This is a genomic window from Streptomyces sp. NPDC005004 (genome assembly GCF_053600675.1).
Map to the genome: position 1 here is coordinate 413,861 of NZ_JBSGAH010000001.1, position 21,142 is coordinate 435,002.

Genomic DNA, 21,142 nt, shown 5'->3' on the forward strand with positions numbered 1-21,142 from the left:
GCGGCCCGGGACCTGGAGGCAGGCTCGGGTAGGGGGCACGGCCCCCTGGACCCGCTGAAGCCCCGCAGGGCTCAGCGGCGGCCGTTGAACGGGCCGTACGGGCCGTCGCCGCCGCCTCGGCGGCGGGTGCGGTTCCACATGCGGCCGCCGGAGACGCGGACGAGGGCGGGGCGGACGTCCACGAAGAAGACGATCGTGGCGACCAGGCCGGCGAGCTGGAGGAACAGCATCGGGACGAGCAGGTTCACCGCGACTGCGACCCCGAGGATGATCAGCCAGAAGCCCTTGTTCTGCTTGTCGGCCGCACGGTAGGCGTCCTCGCGGAACAGCAGCGCCATGGCGAAGGCCACCACGGCCAGGACGAGCATGGCGGTGAAGATCAGCCACATCACGTCACCGAACGCCGTCATCAGCACAGTGCCACCACCCGGTTCGAATCGTCGGTACAGCCACCGTACCCAGAGAACGGGCCGGGCACCCCGAAGGTGCCCGGCCCGTTCCCGGTGGTGTCCGCCGGTGTCACTTGGCGGGCGGCGTGGTCTTCTTCCCGGTCGGCGGCGCCTTGCGGACGACCGTCGGGGACTTCTTCGGGGGGACCGGCTTCTTCGCGGCGGCGGCCGACTCGGGGGTGGTGACCGGCGTGGGCTGAGCCGTGAGCGGGGTCGCGGCGGGGGCCGGGGCCGGGTCGGGCGCGCCCTCGACGGCGATGGCGAGGTCCTCGATCTCCTCGGCCGCGTCACCGCGCCAGGTCTTCACGGCCTGCTCGCCGTGCTCGGCGACCTTCTCGTAGGTCTCGCGGGCCTTGACGGCGTACTCGGCGGCGACGCCGACACCGCGCAGGGCGAAGTCCTGGGCGGACTCGCCGAGCTTCTTGATGTCCACGTCGAGGGTGCCGAGGAGCTGGTTGATCCGGGACTGCAGGCCCTCCTGCGCCTCCTTGGCGCGGGCGGTGGCCTTGGCCTGGACCTCCTTGGGGTCGGTGGCGCGCACCTTCTCGATCCGGGCCGGGGCCTCGGAGCGGAGCTGCTCGACCAGCGCGGGCACCTTCTTGGCCTGCTGGAGAGCGAGATCGGCGGTTCCGGCGGCGAAGTAGAGCGGGGTCGGGTCGCTGAAGGTCTTGCGCAGGTCGTCGGTGATGGCCATGGTGAGGGTCCTCCCGGATTCGATTCGCGTTCGGCTGAGGTTGTGCTGGTCCGCGTGCGGCGACCGGAGCCCTGGTCCGGCTACTGTCCGGCCGTCCGCCGCGGACCGGCATCGCTGCCGCCGGCCGTGCGGGTGCCGCGTGCGGTGGTGTCGCCCGTGTCGTCCTCGGCGCTGCCGGGCCGCTCCTTCTCCGTCGCCTCCTGCTCCGAACCGCCGGTCCCGAATCCGTTCTCCTTGCGGAAGGACTCGTAGATCTGGAGCAGCACCTGCTTCTGCCGCTCGTTCAGCGAGGGATCGGCGAGGAGGACGGCGCGCGTCTCGACCTCGTTACGGTCCCGTTCGGCGTCGAGGATTCCGGCGCGGACGTACAGCGTCTCGGCGGAGATGCGCAGCGCCTTGGCGACCTGCTGCAACACCTCCGCGCTCGGCTTGCGCAGCCCGCGCTCGATCTGGCTCAGGTACGGATTGGACACCCCGGCGGCATCGGCGAGCTGCCGCAGCGAGAGCTGAGCGTTGCGCCGCTGCTCGCGCAGATACTCACCGAGATTGCCGACGTTGAGCGATGCCATGCCTCCACCATGCCTCACCCTTGCTAACTATTGCAAGCATCCGCTAGCAAAAGTGTGCCGGTGGCAGGGATGGCGGGCCGCCCCCGCGGACATCCATGATCCGGGCCATGGACATCTCCCACGACGGACCGGAGTTGGCGCCCCACCTCCACCACGCCGGCAACAACCTGTCCGGCACCCTGCGGGGGCGCGCCACCTCGTCCGTGGCCTCGCGGTTCGTCGGGGCCGGGTGGCGGTCCCGGTCGTCGTCGTGGGAGGGGTACGAGGTCGGGACGGACTGGTGCGAGGTGGAGCTCGATCCCGTCGGCAAGAGGGAGACCCTGCTGAACGGTGTCGTCGACCCGGACGGACTCGACGCCCTCGCGGCACTGCTCACCTGGTTCGGGGTGAGCTTCCGGCTGGAGCTGTGCGACGAGAGGGGCGGGCCGGTGCGGGAAGTCGTCGGGTGAGGTCAGCAGCAGCGGACGCTCGCTCGCCGCGCTGAAGTCGCCTTCCGTGTACGCCTTTTCCGGGAGGAGAGGGGGACGCCGTCCAGGCCGGGTCGGTGCCGGGGTGCGGGAGGGCGGCACCGCCGAGGGTGCAGGCAGTGGCGCTCCGCGCGGAATCCGGCCGGAAGCCCCGGCGCGCGCTACGGACGCCGGGCCACGAAGACCAGCTCCCGGCCCGGGCGGTCGGGGGCGTCGCGGACATCCTGCAGGGCGTACCCGCACGCCGACAGGTCCGCCGCCACCTCCGCCCGCCCACGGAAGCGGAGGGTGGAGTCCGAAGTCAGCACGGCGCCGTCCGCCGCGAAGACGTACGTCCAGCGGAACGACACCAACGGGCCGTCCACACGGATGAGTTCGACCCAGCTCTCGACCGCCCCCACGCCGGGAACCTCCGTGACGGCGTACGAGTGCTCGCGGGTCCACTCCTGCCACACCTGCCGGGCCGGATCACGGGTCTCGAAGACCAGCCGGCCGCCGGGACGCAGGGCGGCGTGGACGCCGCGCAGGGTCTCGTACCAGCCGCCCGGATCGGCAACGGCCTGGGCGACGTTCGCCGTCATCGTCGCGAGGTCGGCTCGTGACGGCGGCAGCGCGGTGGCGTCACCGCAGATCCAACGCACCGCGTCCGCACCGGGTTTCGTCCGGGCCACCGCGACGGACGCCCCGGCGGGATCGACCCCGGTCACCTCCACCCCCCGGCGGGCCAGCAGCAGCGCGAACACCCCGGTCCCGCAACCGACGTCCACCACCCGGCGTGCCCCGAACTCCTCCGCCATCCGCACGTACGCGTCGAGATCGCTCCGGTCGGGATCGAGGGCGTCGTAAATCGCGGCGAGGCGGGGGTGCGCGAAGCATTCGTCGGCCATGGCGGAGAACGTAACGCGGTCTCGGGACAGGCGACTTGAAATGACGGCCGGGGGCGGCTCAGCCCCGGCCCTCCGGCGCCCCGTACCGCAGCCCGTCCACCAGCAGGGCGATCATGCGGTGGGTGTGGCCGTCGGTGTCGTCGTGGACCGGGAGGGTGAGGTTGGCGACGGCGCGGAGGAGGTCGTCGGGGTCGGTGCCGGAGCGGATGGCGCCCGCGGCGGCGGCGCGGGTGAGCAGGTCGGAGAGGACCGGCACGAAGCGTTGCCGGAAGTAGGCGGGGAGGCTGTCGTAGGCGGGGTCGCCGGAGTGCAGGGCGGCACTCAGCCCCCGCTTGGTGGCGATGAATTCGGCGAAGCGGCGCAGCCAGAGGGTGAGGGCGTCGAGAGGCGCGTGCGCGGCCGCCAGCGCGGGGGCCGCGTCGGCGCAGGCGTCGACCTCGTGACGGAAGACGGCGGCGATGAGGTCGGCGCGCTGCGGGAAGTGGCGGTAGAGGGTGCCCGCGCCCACGCCCGCCTTCGCGGTGATCTGCCGTACGGGCGCGTCGACGCCGAAGGCGGCGAACACCTCGGCTGCCGCGGCGAGCAGGGTGTCGACGCTGCGCTGCGCGTCGGCCCGGCGGCGCCGCTCGGTGCCGGCAGGGCCGGTCGGACCGTCCTGGATGCCCACGTTCCCTGACTCCCCTTGCTAAGCGGAACAACGTTCCGTATTGTCGATTGCGGAACACCGTTCCGCTTTGATGAGCCTAGCGCGAGGAGGAGAGCCATGCAGTACCGCACCCTGGGCCGCACCGGTATCAAGGTCAGCCCGTACTGTCTCGGCGCGATGATGTTCGGCGCCGTCGGCAACCCGGATCACGACGCGTCCGTACGGATGATCCACAAGGCGCTGGACGCGGGGATCAACTTCGTGGACACCGCTGACATGTACTCGCGCGGCGAGTCCGAGGAGATCGTCGGCAAGGCGCTCAAGGGCCGCCGGGACTCCGTCGTCCTGGCGACCAAGGCACGGCTGCCGATGGGGGCGGAGACGGGGAACGTGCCCGCCGACCCCAACGCGCAGGGCGCGTCACGGCGTTGGCTGACCCGGGCGCTGGACGACTCGCTGCGGCGGCTCGGCACGGACCACGTGGACCTCTTCCAGATCCACCGGCCCGACCCGGACACCGACATCGAGGAGACCCTCTCCGTCCTGACCGACCTGGTGCGCGCGGGCAAGATTCGCGCGATCGGCACCTCCGGCTACCCCGCCTCCGACATCGTCGAGGCGCAGTGGGTCGCCGAGCGGCGCGGGCTCCAGCGTTTCCGCACCGAGCAGCCGACGTACTCCCTGCTCAACCGGGGCATCGAGCGCGAGGTGCTGCCCGTCTGCGAACGGTACGGCATGGGCACGCTGATCTACAGCCCGCTCGCGGGCGGCCTGCTCACCGGCCGCTACCGCAAGGGGCGGCAGGCCGACACGCATCGCGCGCAGTTCGGCTTCCGGCACCTCACCGACGAGCGGCGGCTGGACACGGCCGAGCGGCTGATCCCGGTGGCCGAGGAGGCCGGACTCTCCCTCACCCACCTCGCCCTCGCCTTCGTGATCGCCCACCCCGGCGTCACCTCCGCGATCATCGGCCCGCGCACGATGGAGCAGCTCGACGACCTGCTCGCGGGCACCAAGGCCGTCCTCACGGACGAGACCCTGGACCGTATCGACGCGATCGTCCCGCCCGGCACGGACGTCGGCCGCCTCGACATGGACTACGCCCCGCCCGCCCTGGAGCGCCCCCGGCTGCGCCGCCGCGTCCCGGAGGAGCGCCCGGCGGCCTGACCCCAGGGGTGCCTCAAGCGGAGATCCCCCGCTCCCCCAGCCACCCGCGGAGCGCCCGGAAGTCCGCCTCCGCCAGCCCGTACACATGGTTCACCCGGTGCAGCAGCGCCGGTCCCCGGTGATGCACGGCGACCCACGCGCGGTCGGCTTCCGTCAGCTCGTCGTCCACCCAGACGAAAGGGCGTCCCGCCGCCCACGCCACGAGCGGCCGTGTCTTCCAGTGGAGCAGCCCCGGCGGCTCGTCCTCGTCCGGCCACTCGACGACCGGCAGCGGGGGCAGGCCCAGCCAGGGGGCGATGACCTCGTTGGCCTCGTCCATCCAGGTGGAGGCCCACACCAGCTCGCAGCCCAGCGCGGTCAGCCGCGCGCCCAGGGCGGGGTCGACCCGCCAGAGCAGCGGATGCCCGTCAAACCGGCCGGCCACGCCCCGCTCGTACACCGGGTACGCCTCGTCAGGCGCCCCGAAGGGGATGAGGGTTCCGTCGACGTCGAGGAAGAACAGCATGTCCGGCAGGATGTCCTATCCCCGCCGCCACCGCCGCAGCGCGTCCGCGACGGCCCGGGCGTCCGGCGGGGTGAGACCGAGCGGACCCGCGGCCTCGGCCAGGACGGCGGCGAGCCTGCGGGCCGCCTCGGTCACCGGGACCGGGGCGGGCGGCAGGGAGAGGGCCGTGCGGATCACGTCGGTGAAGACGGACTGCGCGCGCTTGTAGGCGAGCAGCCGCTCCAGGTCGTGCCGCCAGCCGCGCGTGGCACCGGGCCGTACGGCCTCGGACACCGCGCTCCACCGCTCGGCCATGTCCCGCGCCTGCGGGGCCGGGTAGCGCATGAGGTGGAGGTGGGTCGCCAGGTCGTAGAGGGGGTCGCCGACCATCGCCAGCTCCCAGTCGATGACCCAGAGGACGCCGTCCGGATCGACGATCAGGTTCTCCCGGTGCAGGTCCGCGTGGAGCAGCCGGAAGGGACGGCGGGCCAGCCCCGAGACCTGCTTGCGGAGATGGGTGAAGGACTCCTCCTCCAGGCCCAGCTCCGCGAACAGCTCCCCGAACCGGTCGAGGTTGGCCCGGTACACCTGGTGTTCGGTGAAGTGGACCAGACGTTCCAGGAAGCCGTCGGTGTCGCCGTCGGCCGGGCGGTCCTGTTCCTGGCAGCGCCGCTCGACCGCGAGGCCCCAGGGATCGACCCGGGCCAGCCTGCCGAACAGCCGGACGATCTGGCGGGCGAGCAGCTCGGGCACCTGGCCGCCGGAGGCGTGCAGCGAGCCGAGCGTACGGCCCTCCACGAACCGCATCAGCCGCAGCCCGCCGACCTCCACGATCTCCGGTACGCCCCGCACCCTGCCGTCGAGCGCCGCCAGCAGCCGCTCCTCCGAGGCGAAGCAGCGCCGGTCGAACCAGAGCAGCCCCTCCCTCGGCTCGCGGCACTTCCACCGCCCCGGCCTGTCCTCGCCCGCCTCGCCCGGCAGGGGGAACACATACGTCTCGTGGTGATAGCCGTGCAGCGGACCTTCGATCACGCTGTCGTCGCCGCTCATCTCGGCAGCGCGCTGCCGAGCGGGGGAAGTCGTTCCGTGGGACATGCGCCCGCATCTCTCGCCGTGCGCGCCCTGCCCGGGGGGCGCGAAGTGGCAGCAAGGTACCGGTTTTCCGGCCGGGTGGCGGCCGTTACGGCCGCGCCGCTCCGCACCCGATCGCCCTGACCGGCGAGCGGACGTACACACGTACCAGCGGCGCGGCCGCAGGGCCACGGAATCCGGGCGTCCGCCAGGGCCTGTCTGACCATTCCCGTCGTCGCCCGGAGGGCGGCAGACGAGAAGTGTCAGACAGGCCCTAGCCGCGCAGCGCCACCAGCAGGGGTTCCAGGGAGGGCAGGACCGTGCGCGCGCCGGAGTCGCCCAGGAGCTTGGCGCGGCGCTCGTCGCGGGCGTAGCCGACGAAGCGGACGCCCGCCGCTCGGGCGGCGGCGACGTCGGCCGGGGAGTCACCGATCATCAGGGCGGCGGAGGGCTCCGCGCCCAGGGCCTCCAGGGCGCGGTCGAGGCAGTCGGGGTCGGGCTTGAGGCGGTGCAGATCGGAGGTGCGGCCGTAGACGTGCGGGCCGAAACAGCCGGTCAGACCCCGTCCTGCCAGATAGGCGTGGACCACGAGCGGGGAGTTGTTGGTGGTGATGGCGAGGCGGGAGCCCACGGCCGTCCAGGTGCGGATCAGCGGGTCGGCGTAGGCGGTGGGCATCGCGGAGGCGGCGGCCCGCAGCTCCTCCTCGGTCAGGAGTTGTTCCAGCTCCGCCACCAGCTCGCTGCCGGGATGGGCGCGGTCCACCGCGCGCAGCACCACCTGGGGGTCCAGGGTGCCCCGCTCGGCGGGGGTGAGCAGGCCGGTCAGCCCGCGCGCCGCCAGCCAGTCCACCAGCCCGACGGCCACACTCTCCGCCGTGTGCCCGGCGAACAGCCGGCAGATCGGCCCGTCGAAGTCCCAGAGGACGATCCGGGTGCCGATCAGTTCCCGTAGCTTCTCGATCTCGTACGCGGTCGGTTTCTCAGCCGATTCGGTCGCCACCGGTTCAGTCTGCGTCGTCGTCTCAGAAGTCACCAGGAGAGTGTCAGGTCCGATGCGATGGTTTCCCAGAGGGCGTCGAACCAGTTCTGCGACTGTTCCACGAACGCGGCGTCCCGTCGGCCCGCCCGTTGGTCGAAGGAGAACAGCAGGGACTCGGAGCCGAGCGTGTCGTACATCTCCAGGGTGCCGCTGTCGGTGGGCTCCTCGCGGCGCGTGACCATGTAGTACGCGTACAGCGCCTCGGTGCCGTTGAGCAGGTAGAGCTTGGCGGGCGGGGTGAACGGCAGGGCGCGGAAGGTCACGTTCACCTCGACGCCGTGGGTGGAACGCAGGGCCTCCAGGTTGTACTGGAGGACCTGGCCCTGGGCGTTGCGTATGGCCAGCCAGCGCCGGTGCACCGGGTCGTCGTCGCGGTCGCGGGCGGGGTCCTCGTCCCGCGCGCGGGGGGCGGCCGAGACCGGGAAGGCGAGGTCGATGTCCCGGGAGGGCAGCAGCACGCGGACGTCGATGCGCTCGGGGCGGACCTTGCCCTCGTGGATCAGGCGCAGCGGCTCGCCGAGAGCCGGGGTCAGGCTCTGCGCGGTCAGGCACACCGCGTCCACGCGGACGTGCGGCGCGGTGAACGCCTCGGCCAGGCGCGGGGCGAGGCCCACCATCGTGGGCTGCGGCTCGTCGAGGGCGGGAGCGGGCTCCGCGATCCTCGGCGGGCTGCCCTTGCTGACACCGCTGAGCAGCCCCGCGCCGTGCAGGACGCGCAGCGCCTGGCGCACGGCCCCGCGTTCCACGCCGAACTCCTCGGCCAACTCCGCCTGAGTGGGCAGGCGTTGGCCCGCTCTGAGGTCGCCGCTGCGTATGCGTTCCCGGAGGGTGTCGGCGATCTCCTGCGCGGTACGCCGCCCGCCGTTCACGGCCACGTTCTCCTGGGTCACGACCAAACGGTACAACTTACCTTCATCTTGCGGGAGTTGTTCCGAGAAGGAACCAAGTGGAAGCCATGGCCAGAGGAGTTGGCTGCCAACTCGGGGCGGTCCGGTACGACTCAGGTCCGCGACGTCCGGCTCGGGTCTACGACGTCAGCACCAGCTCCGAGCTGATCGTCCCCCACAGCGCCTCGAACCACTTGCGGGACTGGTCCACGAACGCCGTGTCGCGCGGCCCGGCCCCCCGCTCGAAGGCGAACAGCATCGCCCGGGTGCCCTCCGCGTCGTACACCACCAGATGCTCGTCACCGACCTCGCGCTCCAGCCGGGCGAGCGTGTAGTACGCGAACAGCGCCTCGGAGCGGCCGAGCAGATAGAGCTGGACGGGCGGGGTGAACGGCAGGGCGCGGAAGCGGACATGGACGTCCACGCCGTGTGTGGTGCGCAGGGCCAGCAGGTTCTCGCGGAGCACCTGCGCCTGGGCGTTGCGCAGCGCCAGCCAGCGGCGGCGCAGCACCGGGGCGTCGTGACCGGCGGCGCGGTCGTCGGCCGGGGCGGGGAAGGCGAGGTCGATGTCCCGGGAGGGCAGCAGCACCCGTACGTCGATCTTGGCCGGTTCGAGCCGCCCGGCGTGGATCTGCCGCAGCGGCTCGCCGACGGCCAGGGTGAGGGAGACGGAGGTGAGACAGAGCGCGTCGATCTCGACGTGCGGGGCGGCGAAGGCTGCCGTGACGCGCGGCACGAGGGCCGCCACGGTGGGCTGCGGAGGCGCAGACGCGCCGGGCCCGGTGGCCACGTCGTGCTGTGACCGCCGTGACCTCTTCCGGCCAGTGGTCGAGGTGTGTTCCGGGTCCACGATAAAACGGTACAACTTCCCGCCATCTTGCGGCAGTTCACCGAAAGGTGGTTATGAGCCGCTTCCAGGCGGCTATAAGAAGAGAGAGTTGGTAGCCAACTCGGCCAACATGGCCCAGGTTTCCAGTGGTTGGCCGCCGGGCTCCCTTCCGGAGGGGAGCCGGGAGTCCGGACAGGGGACGGCCACCGGAGTGCACAGTCACAACTGAATCCGCACAGCCACAACAGAACACGGCAGCGCACAGCCACAACCGAAGAGCGCGTGGCGGGTCGGGATCAGGTCCCGGCCCCGCCCACGCGCACCGTTCGTTCGCTACGGATGTTCAGGCACCGTCACCGGGAGAAGGGACCACCTCAGAAGATGTCGGGGCACCACGGCCGCCCGGACGTACGGAACAGGGCGTCGGCCTCCCGGGCGGCGCCCGTTCGCTCTTCCCGGATGCCGCCGAGTCCGGCGAGCCGCGTCAGTGAGCCGTCACCGAGCCACACGGTCGCCAACTCCGCGGCGGACAGGGTGAGATCGGCGCTCGCACCGGGCGCAGGGGTGCAGGAGGCGCCCTCGGGGGACACCTCCAGGCGGTAACGGCCCCCGGCCGGGCCGCCCTCGTCCAGCACGTCGAGGACGAGCGCGCCGGTCCGCTCGTACGTCCGCGCCTCCAGGGCCCGCACGACGTCCAGGATGCGCACCCACAGCCAGTCGGAGTGCCGCTCGATCCGGGCCGCGCGCGGGTCGGGCAGCAGGTGGGGCAGCACGTCGTCCGGGGAGCGGCGGCCGGACTTCACCCTGGTCACCCAGTCGATCGAGCACAGGAACCGCCACAGGTCCGCCTCGGCCGCCGGGGTGGCACCGAGCAGCCCGTCCACGACCACGGCGTACTGGGGCTGCTCACCGTCGCGCGAGTCGACCTCGCAGCGGTACGTCGCCAGGCCCTCGACCTCGCCGGAGGCCGAGCGCAGCACCGCGTGGTACGGCTCGGTCCAGTCGTGGGCGAAGCGGAGAGCGCCGGTGCGGGCCTCCCACCACACCTCGCTCCGGTTCAGCGCGCCGGGCAGGGCGGGGCGCAGCCTCTCGTAGAAGGCGGGGCCCAGCTTGCGCACCTCGGCGCCGTCCACCAGGTCGATCCGGGCGCCGTCGGCCGGGAGGGGCGGGCGCGAGTCGAGCCCGGAGCGGGTGACGTCCACGCTCCAGGCGGTGGCGTGGGTCGCGGGTCCGAAGCCGTAGCGGCCGTAGATCGGGTACTCGGCGGCGATCAGGGTCGCGAGGGCGTCGCCGCGCTCCTCGGCCGCCGCGAGGTCGCGGCGCATCATCTCGGTGAGCAGTCCGCGGCGGCGGTGGGTGGGACTGACGGTGACGTTGGTGACGGCGTTCGACCGGACCGGCGCGCCGCCGACCGCCGTGACCTCCTGCGAGAAGGAGCGGAAGGTGCCCACACAGCGGCCTCCGTCGAAGGCGCCGAGCGAGCGGCTGTTCACGAACTGCCTTCTGTGCGCCTCCATTTGCTCAGCAGTGGGGGCAGGCCCCATCAGGAAGCCGGTGTACATGGCGCGCTGCCACTCTTCGAACTCGCCCTCTTCGACGGGTCGGATCTCGATCATGAGGGTCACGGTAGGCGCGGGAACGGTGGCATGTCGCCCGCATTTCCGCCCGCCGCGGCCTGGTCTGCACTGCTCAGGCCAGCAGGTCGTCCACCTGCGCCTCGCCCACCCGGTAGCGGCGCGCGATCTCGCCGCTGCATCCGTCGGCCGTGTGCTGGAGGCGCTGGCGGCGGCGCGAGATCTCCTGCTCGTACCCGGTCAACCGGGCCATGGCGACGTCGAGTTCGGCGTCGGTGCGGGCCGTGAGGTCGGACAGCTCGACCTCCCCGAGCATCTCGGCGGCCAGCTTCCCGTACTCCTCGCTGTGCGGGGTGCCGAGCGTGACATGGCGAGCGGAGGAGCGGTGCCGGGCCGGGGCGTCGGTCAGGATCTCCGGGAGCCGCTCGACCACGGAGGCGTCCGCCGGGGCGGGCACGGACGATCCGCCGCGCCGGGCAGACTCCGCGCGCAGGATGTCGATACGGCCCTGCAGCAGACGCCGTACGTAACTCAGGTCCGCCTCGTCGCGCTGGGCGTCGCGCCACAGGGCGCGCAGCTCCGGCAGGCTGAGCCGGGTCAGGTCGTGCTCCGGCGGCTCCACGGGAAGCGACGGGCCGGGCGGACTGTCCGCGCGCTGCGCGGGCGGCCGGCGCGTCTCCAGCCTGCCGCTGGTGCTCGGTGTGCTCATGTGGTGGTGACCGTCCCCTCGACCGGCGTGTGGGAAGCATCGTGCCACCCCGCGTGGCCGCTATGTGACCGACTGCCCCCGAACGGCCCTGGATGGGCGGTAATGACGGGTCCGGGGCACTCTGGCGGCGCATTTCTCTCCACCAGGCATGATGGGGGGATGCGAGCGGTGGTGCAGCGGGTGGACGGGGCGAGTGTCGTCGTGGACGGCGAGACGGTGGGTTCTCTCGACGGGGAGGGGTTGTGCGTCCTCGTGGGGGTGACCCACGAGGACACCAAGGAGAAGGCGGCGCAGCTGGCCCGGAAGCTGTGGTCTCTTCGGATGCTGTCCGACGAGAAGTCGTGCAGTGATGTGGACGCGCCGTTGCTGGTGATCAGTCAGTTCACGTTGTACGGGGACGCGCGGAAGGGGCGGCGCCCCACGTGGAATGCGGCGGCGCCGGGGGCTGTGGCGGAGCCGTTGGTGGACGAGGTGGTCTCGCAGCTCCGGGCGCTTGGCGCCACCGTCGCCACGGGGCGGTTCGGAGCGCAGATGCGGGTGTCCCTCACCAACGACGGGCCGTTCACGGTGCTGCTCGAAATCTAGGCGCCGCCGGGCCGTGACCGAGCGAGGAAGTTCGCTCGCCACGCCTGCGGGGTGCCGCCCCCGAGCTCTTCGAGCAGGGGGTGCCCCGAGCCCACCCGTGCCGCCTCGGCGGCACGGGTGCCCGCGCTACGGCTGGTCACGGCTCGACGATCGTCTCCTGGGAGGCTGCCGTGTCTCCGGCCAGGAGGGGCGCGTCCACCGGGGTGTTGCGCTTCACCAACGCCAGAGCCACCGGGCCGAGTTCGTGGTGGCGTACCGAGGTGGTCACCGTGCCGAGTTTGCGGCCTTCGGGGCCGTCGGAGGCCAGGCGGAGTTCGGTGCCGGGAGGCGGCAGGTGGACGTCGCTGCCGTCCAGGTGGAGGAAGACCAGGCGGCGGGGGGGCTTGCCGAGGTTCTGGACTCGGGCGACGGTTTCCTGGCCGCGGTAGCAGCCCTTCTGGAGGTGGACGGCGGTGCCGATCCAGCCCAGCTCGTGCGGGATCGTGCGGTGGTCGGTCTCGAAGCCGAGGCGGGGGCGGTGCTGTTCGACACGGAGCGCCTCGTGGGCGAGGAGGCCGGCGGCGGGTCCTGAGCGGGCGGCGAAGTCCTCCAGGTCGGCGCGCGGCAGGAAGAGGTCGCGCCCGTAAGGGGTCTCGCGGACCACCGCGTCCTCGGGGACCTCGGCGATGGAACCGGCGGGGAGGTGGACCACCGCGTAGTCGGCGGTGCGGTCGGCGACCTCGACGCGGTAGAAGAACTTCATCGACTCCAGGTAGGCGATCAGCGCCTCCTGGGTTCCCGGCTCCACGTGCGCCCAGACGGTCGTGCCGTCGTCCACCAGGTACAGCGCGTGCTCGATGTGCCCGTTGGCGGAGAGGATCAGCGCCTCGGTGGCCTCGCCCACGGGGAGGTCGCTGACGGCTTGCGTGAGCAGCAGATGCAGCCAGCTCAGCCGGTCCTCGCCGGTGACGGTGACGACGCCCCGGTGGGAGAGGTCGACGAAACCGGTACCGTCGGCGAGGGCGCGCTGCTCGCGGAACAGGTCGCCGTAGTGGGCGGCGACGCCTTCGTCCACACCCTCGGCGGCAACGGCGCCGGGCAGGGACAGCAGGGGGCTCTTCATACGGGCCAGCCTACGACGCGGCGGTCGGAGTCTTCCGGGCGCAGTCCCGGCAGCGGCCGAAGATCGCGAAGTGCTTCATGTCGGTGTCGAACCCGAACTGCTGCCGCAGCTTGGCGGTGAAGTCGGCGGCCACCTCGACGTCCGCCTCGATCACGTTCTCGCAGTCCCGGCACACCAGATGGAGATGGTGATGACGGTCGGCGAGGTGGTATGTGGGCGCCCCGTGGCCGAGGTGGGCATGGCTGACCAGGCCCAGCTCCTCCAGCAGCTCCAGGGTGCGGTACACCGTGGAGATGTTGACCCCCGAAGCGGTCTTGCGGACCTCGACGAGGATGTCGTCCGGGGTCGCGTGCTCCAGGGTGTCCACGGCTTCGAGCACGAGTTGCCGTTGCGGCGTCAGCCGGTAGCCGCGCTGCCTGAGGTCGCTCTTCCAGTCGGTGCTCACCACACTGGAAGTCTAGGGCCTGCGGGCCGGGGCGCCCCGGGTGAACGGGGCGCCGTACGACCGTGTGCGTGCGGCCTACTTGAAGAACGCGATGCCGTCGTCCGGCATGTCGTCCGGGAGGGCCTTGGCCCAGCGCTCGACCTCTTCCGGGGTGACGGCCTTCTTGAGCTGGGCCGACATGTAGGGGCGCAGCTCGACCTCGGGGGTCTGCTTCTCGCCGACCCACATGAGGTCGCTCTTGACGTAGCCGTAGAGGCGCTTGCCGCCGGAGTACGGCGGTGCCTCGGGGGTACGGGCCACGGCGTCGGTGGCCAGCTCGATCTGGGGCTTCTTGTCGGCCATCTCGCCGTACCAGATCTCGACCACACCGTCGTCACGGGTCATCGTGACGGTGACCTTGCGGTCGGAGTCGATGCGCCAGAAGCCGGCCTCGGACTCCAGCGGGCGCACCTTGTTGCCCTCCTTGTCGAGGACCCAGGTGCGGGACTGGTACTCCAGGAAGTCCCGGCCGTCGTGGGTGAAGCTCACCTCCTGGCCGAAGTTGCACTTCTCCGAACCGGGGAAGTCGTGGACGCCGGCCCCCACCCAGTTGCCCAGCAGAAAGGCGAGGGGGACGAGGTCCTTGTGCAGGTCAGACGGGATCTCGATCATGAGCGGCCGTTCCTGGTCGATTCCTTGCGGTGGGTCAGCGCTGGCCCTGGTACAGCTTCTTCACGGTCAGCCCGGCGAAGGCGAGAACACCGACGCAGACCAGGACCAGCAGCAGTTCGAAGAAGATCTCCACGGAATGTGCTCCTTGAAGCGGAAGTAGGCGTACGACAGAGCCGGGGCCAGCTTACGCGGCCGGGCCCCGGCTCTCCTGGCGAGGTGGGTTCTCAGCCGAGCAGCTCGCTCTGGAGCGGCAGGGTCTGCCGGAACGGCACGGCCCCGGCGACGCCCTCACGGGACTGCGTGATCATCGCGCGGGTGCCGCGGCGACCGCGGCGTACCGGAGCGGGCAGGCGCCCGGGTGGGGGTGCGCGCCCGCCTTGTTCGCGGCGCCCATCCGCGTTCGCGGCGCCCATCAGCCCGGACTGCCCGGCGGCAGCGGAGGCTTCACCGGCTCCGGGTAGTCCCGGCCCGGGCGGGGCCCGCGCCTCGCAGGGCATGTCGATGGGCGTGCCGGGCGACCGGATTACGATTCGGGCATGGCGAAGAAACTCGTGATCAAGGTGACCGCGGGGGCCGACGCCCCCGAGCGCTGCTCCCAGGCCTTCACCGTGGCGGCCGTGGCCGTGGCCAGCGGGGTCGAGGTGTCGGTGTGGCTCACCGGGGAGTCGGCGTGGTTCGCGCTGCCGGGGCGGGCCGCCGAGTTCGAGCTGCCGCACGCCGCCCCGCTGGAGGAGCTGCTGAACGGGGTGCTCGCGGCGGGCCGGGTCACCCTGTGCACGCAGTGCGCCGCGCGCCGGGGCATCACGGAGAAGGACGTGCTGGAGGGCGTACGCATCGCGGGCGCGCAGGTCTTCGTGCAGGAGATCATGGCGGAGGACACGCAGGCCCTCGTCTACTGATCACTCCCCTGCCAGAATCGGCCCATGCTGAGGCTGGGGACGATCGTGATGGGGGCCGCCGACGTACGGCGGGCCGCGGACTTCTGGGGCAGCGCGCTGGGATACGTCCCGCGCGACGGTGCCGTGTCCGAGGAGTGGACGGTCCTGGTCCCGGCGGACGGCGGCTCCGGCCCGGGCATCGCGCTCGGGCTCGGCACCACCCCGGTGCAGGACCACCCGCGGGTCCACCTCGACCTCTACGCCGCCGACGCCGCCGAACAGCGGGCGGAGGTGACACGGTTGGTCTCTCTCGGCGCGGAGCGCGTCGACTGGGACCTCTACCCCGAGGACCCCGACTTCGTGGTGCTCGCCGACCCCGAGGGCAACCGCTTCTGCGTCATCGACACGGCCCACGGCCAGGACGCGTAGGACAGGCGCCCCCCAGACCGGGTCCGGCCCGGGTCGCGGACACCGCCTAGGACTTCGGCCCTTTCTTCTTGCCGTCCAGTTCGTCCCACCACTCGTCGGACTGGGGGTCGCCGGAGGGTGCGTCCCACCAGCGGTCCTCGGGGCCGCGCCGGTTGGCGACCATCGCGGCCACCGGCGGGATCACCATGGCGAACAGGCACATGCCGACGGCCGCCGGGACGGACCAGATGCGGACGACCGCCCAGGCGAGGACGAAGATGACGACGCAGACTCCCATCATCACGAAGTACCAGCGCCGCCGCCGTGCGTACATGAGTCCAGAGTAGGACCGGAACGCCCGAAGGGCCGCGCCCCAGGTGTCCAACCCGGTGGGCGCGGCCCTCGAAGCCGTCAGGTGGCGCTCAGACCGCGATCGCGACCTCCGCGAGCCCGCCCGGCTGCGCGACGACCGTGCGGTCGGCGGTGCCGCCGGGGACCAGGGCGCGGACGGTCCAGGTGCCCTCGGCCGCGTAGAAGCGGAACTGCCCCGTGGCGGAGGTGGGGACCTCCGCGGTGAACTCGCCCGTCGAGTCCAGCAGGCGGACGTAGCCCGTCACCGGCTCGCCGTCCCGCGTCACCTGCCCCTGGATCGTGGTCTCACCGGGCTTGATCGTCGAGGCGTCCGGGCCGCCGGCCTTCGCTCCGCACATGTCTTTCTCCGTAAGGGGTCTGACCGGAAGGCCGGTCGGGTCGGACTTGGTCTGTCGGTGTCCCGGGGGACCTACTTGTTCGCGCCCAGCTCGATCGGCACGCCGACCAGCGAGCCGTACTCGGTCCAGGAACCGTCGTAGTTCTTGACGTTCTCCACGCCGAGCAGCTCGTGCAGCACGAACCAGGTCAGCGCCGAGCGCTCACCGATGCGGCAGTAGGCGATCGTGTCCTTCGCGAGGTCCACGTCCTCGGCCGCGTACAGCTCCTTCAGCTCCTCGTCGGACTTGAAGGTGCCGTCGTCGTTGGCGTTCTTGGACCACGGGATGTTGCGCGCGCTGGGCACGTGGCCCGGGCGCTGCGACTGCTCCTGCGGCAGGTGGGCCGGGGCGAGCAGCTTGCCGGAGAACTCGTCGGGCGAGCGCACGTCGACGAGGTTCTGCGAGCCGATGGCCGCCACCACGTCGTCGCGGAAGGCGCGCAGCGCGAGGTTCTGCGGCTTGGCCTGGTACTCCGTCTTGGCGCGCTCGGGCACCTCTTCGCCGGCGACCAGCTCGCGGGCGTCCAGCTCCCACTTCTTGCGGCCGCCGTCGAGGAGCTTGACGTCGTCGTGGCCGTAGAGCTTGAAGTACCAGTAGGCGTACGAGGCGAACCAGTTGTTGTTGCCGCCGTAGAGGATCACCGTGGTGTCGTTGGCGATGCCCTTCTCCGACAGGAGCTTCTCGAAGCCCTCCTGGTCGATGAAGTCGCGGCGGACCGGGTCCTGGAGGTCCTTGGTCCAGTCGATGCGGATCGCGTTCTTGATGTGGTTCTTGTCGTACGCGGACGTGTCCTCGTCCACCTCGACGATGGCGATGGACGGGTCGTCCAGGTGCTCCTGCACCCAGTCGGCGTCGACCAGTACGTCGCTGCGGCTCATGCTCTTTCTCCTCCGGGGCAGTCACGGTGGGCGTGCGGTGAGAAGGGTGCGCGCGCTCGGGGTACGACGGCGCACGGATGCCCTACCAGCAGGGCGGCCGAGAGATGCGGAAGTGCGTGGACTACCGCTCAGAAGGGGCGACAGAGCATGGCGGCAACGCGGCACAGGTCAACTGCCCGCCGCTTGGTGAGATCCGCCTGTCGCTTCATGCCGTCGATCGTAAGGAGGTCCGGGCGGGCATGTCACCGCCGTGTCGGATGGTGAGACGCGATCGTCCACATGCCGGAAGCGTGGAGGAGCGGTGAAGCGCCGGGCGCCCGGCGGGAGCCGATTCCGGGCAGGGACGCGCGCGACGGCGTTCGTCATATCTACGGTACGGACGGCGGCGTCTCGCCAGTCGGACAGCGCGCCGACGCCGACGGGGGCTTCCTACCCAGGCTCCCCGTTCCCCTATCCGGCCAGCTTGAGGTCGGTCCCCTTCACCGTGATGCGGAGGCCGTCCGGAGTGGCCCGCACCCGGTCCAGGGCGATCCCGCCGGGCAACTGGTCGAGGGCCTGCTGGAAGTCGGTGACCTTCCGCAGGGCGCCGTCGGCGAGGTTGGCGCCCGCTATGGCCGGGAGCGCGTCGGCGTGCAGGGAGACCTTGCCGCCCTTGACGTCGACCGAGCTGAGCACCGAGATGGTCGGGTTGATGCCGAGCGCGGGGACGCCGACCTTCACCGAGAGCTTGATCTTGCCGTCGCCGCCGTTGCCGAGGCCGGTGACCTGGGCGGTGACGCCGGGCGCCAGCTCGGCCGGCTCGGTCTTGGCTGCCTTCATGAGCTGGTCGTAGGCGATGGTCGCGGAGCCGGTGCCGCTCGCGGCGGTGGCCGAGGAGTAGTCGCCGGAGAACTTCACGTCCCTGAGGTCGGCCTCGAGGTCGTCGATGCGGATCGTGCCGTCCTTGGTGCCGGTGGGTACCGGGTAGGAGCGGATGCCCAGGTCCACCTCGTCCAGCGTGCCCCCGGCCACCTGGGTCAGGAACGGGAAGCCCTTGATGTCCACGTCCGGCGTGGACGGCAGGTTCTCCCGCGCCTTCACCCGGTCCGCGACCTCGCCCTCGGCGAAGTGCACCGCCACCCGGTCCGCGATCACGAACAGTCCGCCCAGAATCACGACGAGAACGACGATTATTCGCAGGGCACGCATCATTTCCCCAGGGGTCGGCGAACGGCTTCCGGCGCCCTTCACCGTAGCCCGCGCGACCCCGCGCCAGGCGCATTGTGGATCACCTGTGACAGGGCGGCGGAAGAGTGCGGTATTTCGCGTGGTTCCCGCGGTCCCTTTTCGGAAACGCGGTCCGGAAATCGCCGCAGGGGATGCGGCGCGCGATGCGTGACCGGCTTGCGGAAACCGTCCTGGAACCGGACGGCACGCCCCTGACCTGGTCCGACCCGGGAGACGCCGGGTCCCGGCACCGTCTGTTCCCAGCCGCCGAAGGGCTGGAAACAGCCGCGTCGTGCGCCGGTCGCGTGGGGAGATTGCAGCAGTTGTCGGTACGCGGTGATCAAGGAGCGACGTGCGGTGGAGACGGGCATTCGGCGAGGCGATGAACGAGCTGGAGGCGACGCGTAAAAAGCTCGAAAGCATCGAGGACCCCCGAATCGGGCTGGCCGCGCTGCGCGGTGAGGTCGCGCGCAGCCGGGTGGAGATACAGGAGTCCGTCCGCAACGGCGTGACGGAGATACGCGAGGAGACCCTCGGGACACACCGGCTCCAGGACCGTACGGCCGGCGAACTCGGCGAGGCCCGGCGCGAGATCCGGCATCTGCTCGAACGTCTGGAGACGCTGCGGGCCGCCGCGCCGGACGAGGAGAGCGGCCCGGAGTACGAGGCGGAGCCGGACGAGCCCGGCACCGACGAGCGCGGGGAGAACCCCGGCACCGACACGCAGGAAGACCAGCGGGAAGAGCACATGGAGAACACGGAGCCCGGTCCCCGGCCCGGAGCCGACCTCAAGAGCGCCATCGAGGCGGCGTACCGGGGCGAGGAGAACACCGCGCGGGAACCGTCCGCCGCCCCGCCCGAGGACCCCCAGGTCGCCCACGGGGTCCTGCTGCTGAAGGCCGCCGGTGTGGCCTCGGCCGAGCTGATCGCGCACCGCGACACCTGGGAGTGGCTGATCACCCTCGCGGTCGGGCACGGGCACTTCCGCGTCCCGCCCGCCGTCGAGGCCATCCACGGCGGCCAGGTGCGGACCGTGGTGTCGGGACGCTCGCTCATCGCGCTCCTGATCGAGCTGTGGAACGTCCGCACCACCGCCGAGGTGGGCGCCGAGTGGGCGCTGGCCACGACCGCGTACCACCGCCTGGCGGCAGGTCTCGGCCGGGCCGTCGCCCGGGGCGGCACGATCCGCATCACGCTCGACGACGGCCTCCCGCCGGACGCGGACGACTGACCGTCCGCGGAGCAGTCCTGGGCGGAGCAGTCCCGGGCGGCACCACCCGCCCGGGCACCGCCCGCCCGGGCACCGGTCAGCCCAGCGCCCGCCCGAGCACCCAGACCACCGGACCGGCGGCCGCGAGCGGCAGGGCGACGCCCGCCGTGAGGTGGACGAAGCGGGAGGGGTAGTCGTAGCTGGCCGCGCGGTGGCCGATGAGACCGCAGACCGCGGCCGCGGCGCCGAGGAGGGCGCCATGGGTGCCGAGACCGTTCATGCCGCCGACGGCAAGACCCGCGCCCGCGGCGGCGAGCAGGGAGACCACCACGGAGACCGGCGTGGGCAGCGGCAGCGCCCGGACCACGGCGGCGACCGCCACGGCCGCCGCGCCGACCGAGACCGCGTCGGCGGTGGCGCCGAGGTAGCCGGTGGCGAGGATGGCGAGGGCCGAGGAGGCCACGGTCGCCATCAGGCCGTACATCCGCTCGTCCGGCGAGGCGTGCGAGCGCAGCTGGAGGACCAGCGAGAGCACGACCCAGGCGCCGAGGGGGCCGAGGATCGCGGCGGGCGCGTGGTCCCGCCCGGCCGCCAGCACCGCCACGTCCGCGACGAGCCCGCCGAGGAACGCCAGCGCGATGCCCTGGCGGGCGGGCCACATGCCGTTGAGCCGGAACCAGCCCGCCGCCGTCACCGCCTGAAGCGCCACCAGCGGCACGACCAGGGCGTACGAGCCGAGCGGCGCGGCGACCGCGAGCAGCGCCCCGAGCACGGCGGTGAGCAGCGCGGGCTGCATCCCGGGCTCGATGATCGGGGAGCGGCCCTCCAGACGGGCGCGCTGCGCGTCGGTGATGCGGGCGTTGCCGGCGAGGGTGGCGGGGCCGTAACCGGCGCCGGCCTCGGGGGCGTCGGCCCGGGGAGCCTGCGCGGCCTGCTGCGGCTCGGGCATCGGCTGCGGGCGCACCCCGGTCGCCATCGGCTGGTACGGCTGCTGCGGAGCCTGCGCCTGCGGGTACTGCTGCTGCGGGTACTGCTGCTGCGGTTGCTGCTGCTGCGGGTGCTGCTGCTGCGGGTGCTGCTGCTGCGGATACGCCTGCTGCTGCGCGGGCTCGTACCCCTGGTACGGCTGCTGCTGCGGGTATCCCGCCCCGGCGTCGGGGAGCCGCGCGTGGTTCTGGGTGTCCCAGGTGTGCCCCTCCCACTGCTGGGTCTGCTCGGGGTCGTACCCGGCGTAGGGGTCGTACTGATCGCTGCTCAACGCCTCATCCTCCTGCGAACGGCGGGAGCACCTCGACCGTGCCGCCCTCGGCCAGCCGTACCGTCTCATGCGCGCGCGTCCCGACGGGATCGCCGTCGACGAGGAAGGCGCACCGGCGCAGTACGGTCGCCAGCTCACCGGGGTGGCGCTCGCGTACGGCGGTCAGCGCCTCGGCGAGGGTGGCCGCGTCGTACCGCTCGTCGGCGACGCCTGCCGCGGCCTTGGCGGCCGCCCAGTAGCGCACCGTGACCTTGGGCATCTCGTTCCTCAATCGACGGTCAGGAAAGAAAAATCAAAGAC

The 21,142-nt window shown here is 72.0% G+C and carries 28 protein-coding genes and 1 pseudogene; 6 read left to right on the forward strand and 23 right to left on the reverse strand.

The window, feature by feature from the left end; translation table 11 throughout:
• Nucleotides 1–71 precede the first annotated feature (71 nt).
• From ACWEEU_RS01900 to ACWEEU_RS01910, 3 genes are all read right to left on the reverse strand, one after another.
• Nucleotides 72–416, reverse strand: a complete 345-nt coding sequence (locus ACWEEU_RS01900; protein WP_385750265.1) for a DUF2516 family protein — start codon at nucleotides 414–416, stop codon at nucleotides 72–74.
• A 103-nt stretch (nucleotides 417–519) separates the two neighbouring features.
• Nucleotides 520–1,143 (reverse strand): hypothetical protein, encoded by a 624-nt coding sequence (locus ACWEEU_RS01905; protein WP_451727427.1) that lies wholly within the window; start codon nucleotides 1,141–1,143, stop codon nucleotides 520–522.
• An 80-nt stretch (nucleotides 1,144–1,223) separates the two neighbouring features.
• Nucleotides 1,224–1,712: a helix-turn-helix domain-containing protein gene (locus ACWEEU_RS01910; RefSeq protein ID WP_451727430.1), complete on the reverse strand. Its 489-nt coding sequence runs from the start codon at nucleotides 1,710–1,712 to the stop codon at nucleotides 1,224–1,226.
• A gap of 107 nt (nucleotides 1,713–1,819) precedes the next feature.
• On the opposite strand from ACWEEU_RS01910, the gene ACWEEU_RS01915 reads away from it, so the two are divergent.
• Nucleotides 1,820–2,161 carry a hypothetical protein gene (locus tag ACWEEU_RS01915; RefSeq protein WP_385742502.1) on the forward strand — a complete coding sequence of 114 codons (342 nt, stop codon included), beginning with the start codon at nucleotides 1,820–1,822 and terminating at the stop codon, nucleotides 2,159–2,161.
• A gap of 179 nt (nucleotides 2,162–2,340) precedes the next feature.
• Here ACWEEU_RS01915 and ACWEEU_RS01920 read toward each other — a convergent pair whose 3' ends face one another.
• Both ACWEEU_RS01920 and ACWEEU_RS01925 read right to left on the reverse strand, forming a co-directional pair.
• Entirely contained in the window at nucleotides 2,341–3,066 is a 726-nt protein-coding gene (locus tag ACWEEU_RS01920; RefSeq protein ID WP_451727433.1) for a class I SAM-dependent methyltransferase, read from the reverse strand.
• Nucleotides 3,067–3,124: 58 nt separating this feature from the next.
• Nucleotides 3,125–3,733 carry a TetR/AcrR family transcriptional regulator gene (locus ACWEEU_RS01925; RefSeq protein WP_385742506.1) on the reverse strand — a complete coding sequence of 203 codons (609 nt, stop codon included), beginning with the start codon at nucleotides 3,731–3,733 and terminating at the stop codon, nucleotides 3,125–3,127.
• A gap of 96 nt (nucleotides 3,734–3,829) precedes the next feature.
• Between ACWEEU_RS01925 and ACWEEU_RS01930 the strand changes: the two genes are divergently transcribed.
• A complete protein-coding gene (locus ACWEEU_RS01930; protein ID WP_451727437.1) occupies nucleotides 3,830–4,879 on the forward strand; it encodes an aldo/keto reductase in 1,050 nt (349 codons plus the stop codon).
• A gap of 13 nt (nucleotides 4,880–4,892) precedes the next feature.
• On the opposite strand, the gene ACWEEU_RS01935 is transcribed toward ACWEEU_RS01930, so the two are convergent.
• From ACWEEU_RS01935 to ACWEEU_RS01965, 7 genes and pseudogenes are all read right to left on the reverse strand, one after another.
• Nucleotides 4,893–5,384, reverse strand: a complete 492-nt coding sequence (locus ACWEEU_RS01935; protein ID WP_451727440.1) for an HAD domain-containing protein — start codon at nucleotides 5,382–5,384, stop codon at nucleotides 4,893–4,895.
• A gap of 15 nt (nucleotides 5,385–5,399) precedes the next feature.
• Nucleotides 5,400–6,458, reverse strand: a complete 1,059-nt coding sequence (locus tag ACWEEU_RS01940) for a phosphotransferase family protein (protein ID WP_451727443.1) — start codon at nucleotides 6,456–6,458, stop codon at nucleotides 5,400–5,402.
• A 250-nt stretch (nucleotides 6,459–6,708) separates the two neighbouring features.
• Nucleotides 6,709–7,434 carry an HAD family hydrolase gene (locus tag ACWEEU_RS01945; RefSeq protein WP_385742514.1) on the reverse strand — a complete coding sequence of 242 codons (726 nt, stop codon included), beginning with the start codon at nucleotides 7,432–7,434 and terminating at the stop codon, nucleotides 6,709–6,711.
• Nucleotides 7,435–7,463: 29 nt separating this feature from the next.
• Entirely contained in the window at nucleotides 7,464–8,369 is a 906-nt protein-coding gene (locus tag ACWEEU_RS01950) for a FadR/GntR family transcriptional regulator (RefSeq protein ID WP_451727447.1), read from the reverse strand.
• Nucleotides 8,370–8,499: 130 nt separating this feature from the next.
• Nucleotides 8,500–9,144: pseudogene (locus ACWEEU_RS01955) on the reverse strand (hypothetical protein); the annotation flags it as partial.
• 419 nt (nucleotides 9,145–9,563) lie between these two features.
• Nucleotides 9,564–10,805, reverse strand: coding sequence for a GNAT family N-acetyltransferase (locus tag ACWEEU_RS01960; RefSeq protein ID WP_385742518.1), 1,242 nt, complete (start codon nucleotides 10,803–10,805; stop codon nucleotides 9,564–9,566).
• Nucleotides 10,806–10,878: 73 nt separating this feature from the next.
• On the reverse strand, nucleotides 10,879–11,472 hold the full coding sequence (locus ACWEEU_RS01965; protein ID WP_451727450.1) for an RsiG family protein: 594 nt from the start codon (nucleotides 11,470–11,472) through the stop codon (nucleotides 10,879–10,881).
• Between the two features lie 159 nt (nucleotides 11,473–11,631).
• Between ACWEEU_RS01965 and dtd the strand changes: the two genes are divergently transcribed.
• Complete coding sequence (gene dtd, locus ACWEEU_RS01970; RefSeq protein ID WP_385742522.1) at nucleotides 11,632–12,057, forward strand: D-aminoacyl-tRNA deacylase; 426 nt, start codon at nucleotides 11,632–11,634, stop codon at nucleotides 12,055–12,057.
• On the opposite strand, the gene ACWEEU_RS01975 is transcribed toward dtd, so the two are convergent.
• The 4 genes from ACWEEU_RS01975 to ACWEEU_RS01990 all read right to left on the reverse strand — a co-directional run bounded on the left by ACWEEU_RS01975 (nucleotide 12,054) and on the right by ACWEEU_RS01990 (nucleotide 14,255).
• Nucleotides 12,054–12,197, reverse strand: a complete 144-nt coding sequence (locus ACWEEU_RS01975) for a hypothetical protein (RefSeq protein ID WP_451727454.1) — start codon at nucleotides 12,195–12,197, stop codon at nucleotides 12,054–12,056. The two genes, dtd and ACWEEU_RS01975, sit on opposite strands and share 4 nt — an antisense overlap.
• Nucleotides 12,194–13,159: a CAF17-like 4Fe-4S cluster assembly/insertion protein YgfZ gene (ygfZ, locus tag ACWEEU_RS01980; protein ID WP_385742523.1), complete on the reverse strand. Its 966-nt coding sequence runs from the start codon at nucleotides 13,157–13,159 to the stop codon at nucleotides 12,194–12,196. The genes ACWEEU_RS01975 and ygfZ overlap by 4 nt, the downstream gene beginning before the upstream one ends.
• Before the next feature lie 10 nt (nucleotides 13,160–13,169).
• A complete protein-coding gene (locus ACWEEU_RS01985; RefSeq protein WP_385742524.1) occupies nucleotides 13,170–13,607 on the reverse strand; it encodes a Fur family transcriptional regulator in 438 nt (145 codons plus the stop codon).
• A 72-nt stretch (nucleotides 13,608–13,679) separates the two neighbouring features.
• Nucleotides 13,680–14,255, reverse strand: coding sequence for an FABP family protein (locus tag ACWEEU_RS01990; RefSeq protein ID WP_356099760.1), 576 nt, complete (start codon nucleotides 14,253–14,255; stop codon nucleotides 13,680–13,682).
• A 536-nt stretch (nucleotides 14,256–14,791) separates the two neighbouring features.
• Here ACWEEU_RS01990 and ACWEEU_RS01995 point away from each other — a divergent pair.
• Both ACWEEU_RS01995 and ACWEEU_RS02000 read left to right on the forward strand, forming a co-directional pair.
• Nucleotides 14,792–15,154: a DsrE family protein gene (locus tag ACWEEU_RS01995; RefSeq protein WP_385742527.1), complete on the forward strand. Its 363-nt coding sequence runs from the start codon at nucleotides 14,792–14,794 to the stop codon at nucleotides 15,152–15,154.
• Nucleotides 15,155–15,178: 24 nt separating this feature from the next.
• Nucleotides 15,179–15,562: a VOC family protein gene (locus tag ACWEEU_RS02000; protein ID WP_451727460.1), complete on the forward strand. Its 384-nt coding sequence runs from the start codon at nucleotides 15,179–15,181 to the stop codon at nucleotides 15,560–15,562.
• A gap of 46 nt (nucleotides 15,563–15,608) precedes the next feature.
• Here ACWEEU_RS02000 and ACWEEU_RS02005 read toward each other — a convergent pair whose 3' ends face one another.
• The 5 genes from ACWEEU_RS02005 to ACWEEU_RS02025 form a co-directional block, all read right to left on the reverse strand.
• Complete coding sequence (locus tag ACWEEU_RS02005) at nucleotides 15,609–15,875, reverse strand: DUF3099 domain-containing protein (protein WP_385742531.1); 267 nt, start codon at nucleotides 15,873–15,875, stop codon at nucleotides 15,609–15,611.
• Nucleotides 15,876–15,963: 88 nt separating this feature from the next.
• The gene (locus ACWEEU_RS02010) at nucleotides 15,964–16,251 is read right to left on the reverse strand and encodes a DUF1416 domain-containing protein (RefSeq protein ID WP_031183962.1); all 288 of its coding nucleotides are present in this window, start codon (nucleotides 16,249–16,251) and stop codon (nucleotides 15,964–15,966) included.
• A gap of 71 nt (nucleotides 16,252–16,322) precedes the next feature.
• Nucleotides 16,323–17,168 carry a sulfurtransferase gene (locus ACWEEU_RS02015; protein WP_451727464.1) on the reverse strand — a complete coding sequence of 282 codons (846 nt, stop codon included), beginning with the start codon at nucleotides 17,166–17,168 and terminating at the stop codon, nucleotides 16,323–16,325.
• Between the two features lie 128 nt (nucleotides 17,169–17,296).
• Nucleotides 17,297–17,377, reverse strand: coding sequence for an Ms5788A family Cys-rich leader peptide (locus ACWEEU_RS02020; RefSeq protein ID WP_350751515.1), 81 nt, complete (start codon nucleotides 17,375–17,377; stop codon nucleotides 17,297–17,299).
• A gap of 241 nt (nucleotides 17,378–17,618) precedes the next feature.
• On the reverse strand, nucleotides 17,619–18,356 hold the full coding sequence (locus ACWEEU_RS02025) for an LmeA family phospholipid-binding protein (RefSeq protein ID WP_385742629.1): 738 nt from the start codon (nucleotides 18,354–18,356) through the stop codon (nucleotides 17,619–17,621).
• A gap of 370 nt (nucleotides 18,357–18,726) precedes the next feature.
• Here ACWEEU_RS02025 and ACWEEU_RS02030 point away from each other — a divergent pair, with 370 nt between their 5' ends.
• Nucleotides 18,727–19,605, forward strand: a complete 879-nt coding sequence (locus ACWEEU_RS02030) for a hypothetical protein (protein WP_451727467.1) — start codon at nucleotides 18,727–18,729, stop codon at nucleotides 19,603–19,605.
• Nucleotides 19,606–19,681: 76 nt separating this feature from the next.
• Here ACWEEU_RS02030 and ACWEEU_RS02035 read toward each other — a convergent pair whose 3' ends face one another.
• The gene (locus ACWEEU_RS02035) at nucleotides 19,682–20,842 is read right to left on the reverse strand and encodes a hypothetical protein (RefSeq protein ID WP_451727470.1); all 1,161 of its coding nucleotides are present in this window, start codon (nucleotides 20,840–20,842) and stop codon (nucleotides 19,682–19,684) included.
• A 4-nt stretch (nucleotides 20,843–20,846) separates the two neighbouring features.
• Nucleotides 20,847–21,101 carry a MoaD/ThiS family protein gene (locus ACWEEU_RS02040; protein ID WP_451727473.1) on the reverse strand — a complete coding sequence of 85 codons (255 nt, stop codon included), beginning with the start codon at nucleotides 21,099–21,101 and terminating at the stop codon, nucleotides 20,847–20,849.
• Between the last annotated feature and the right edge of the window lie 41 nt (nucleotides 21,102–21,142).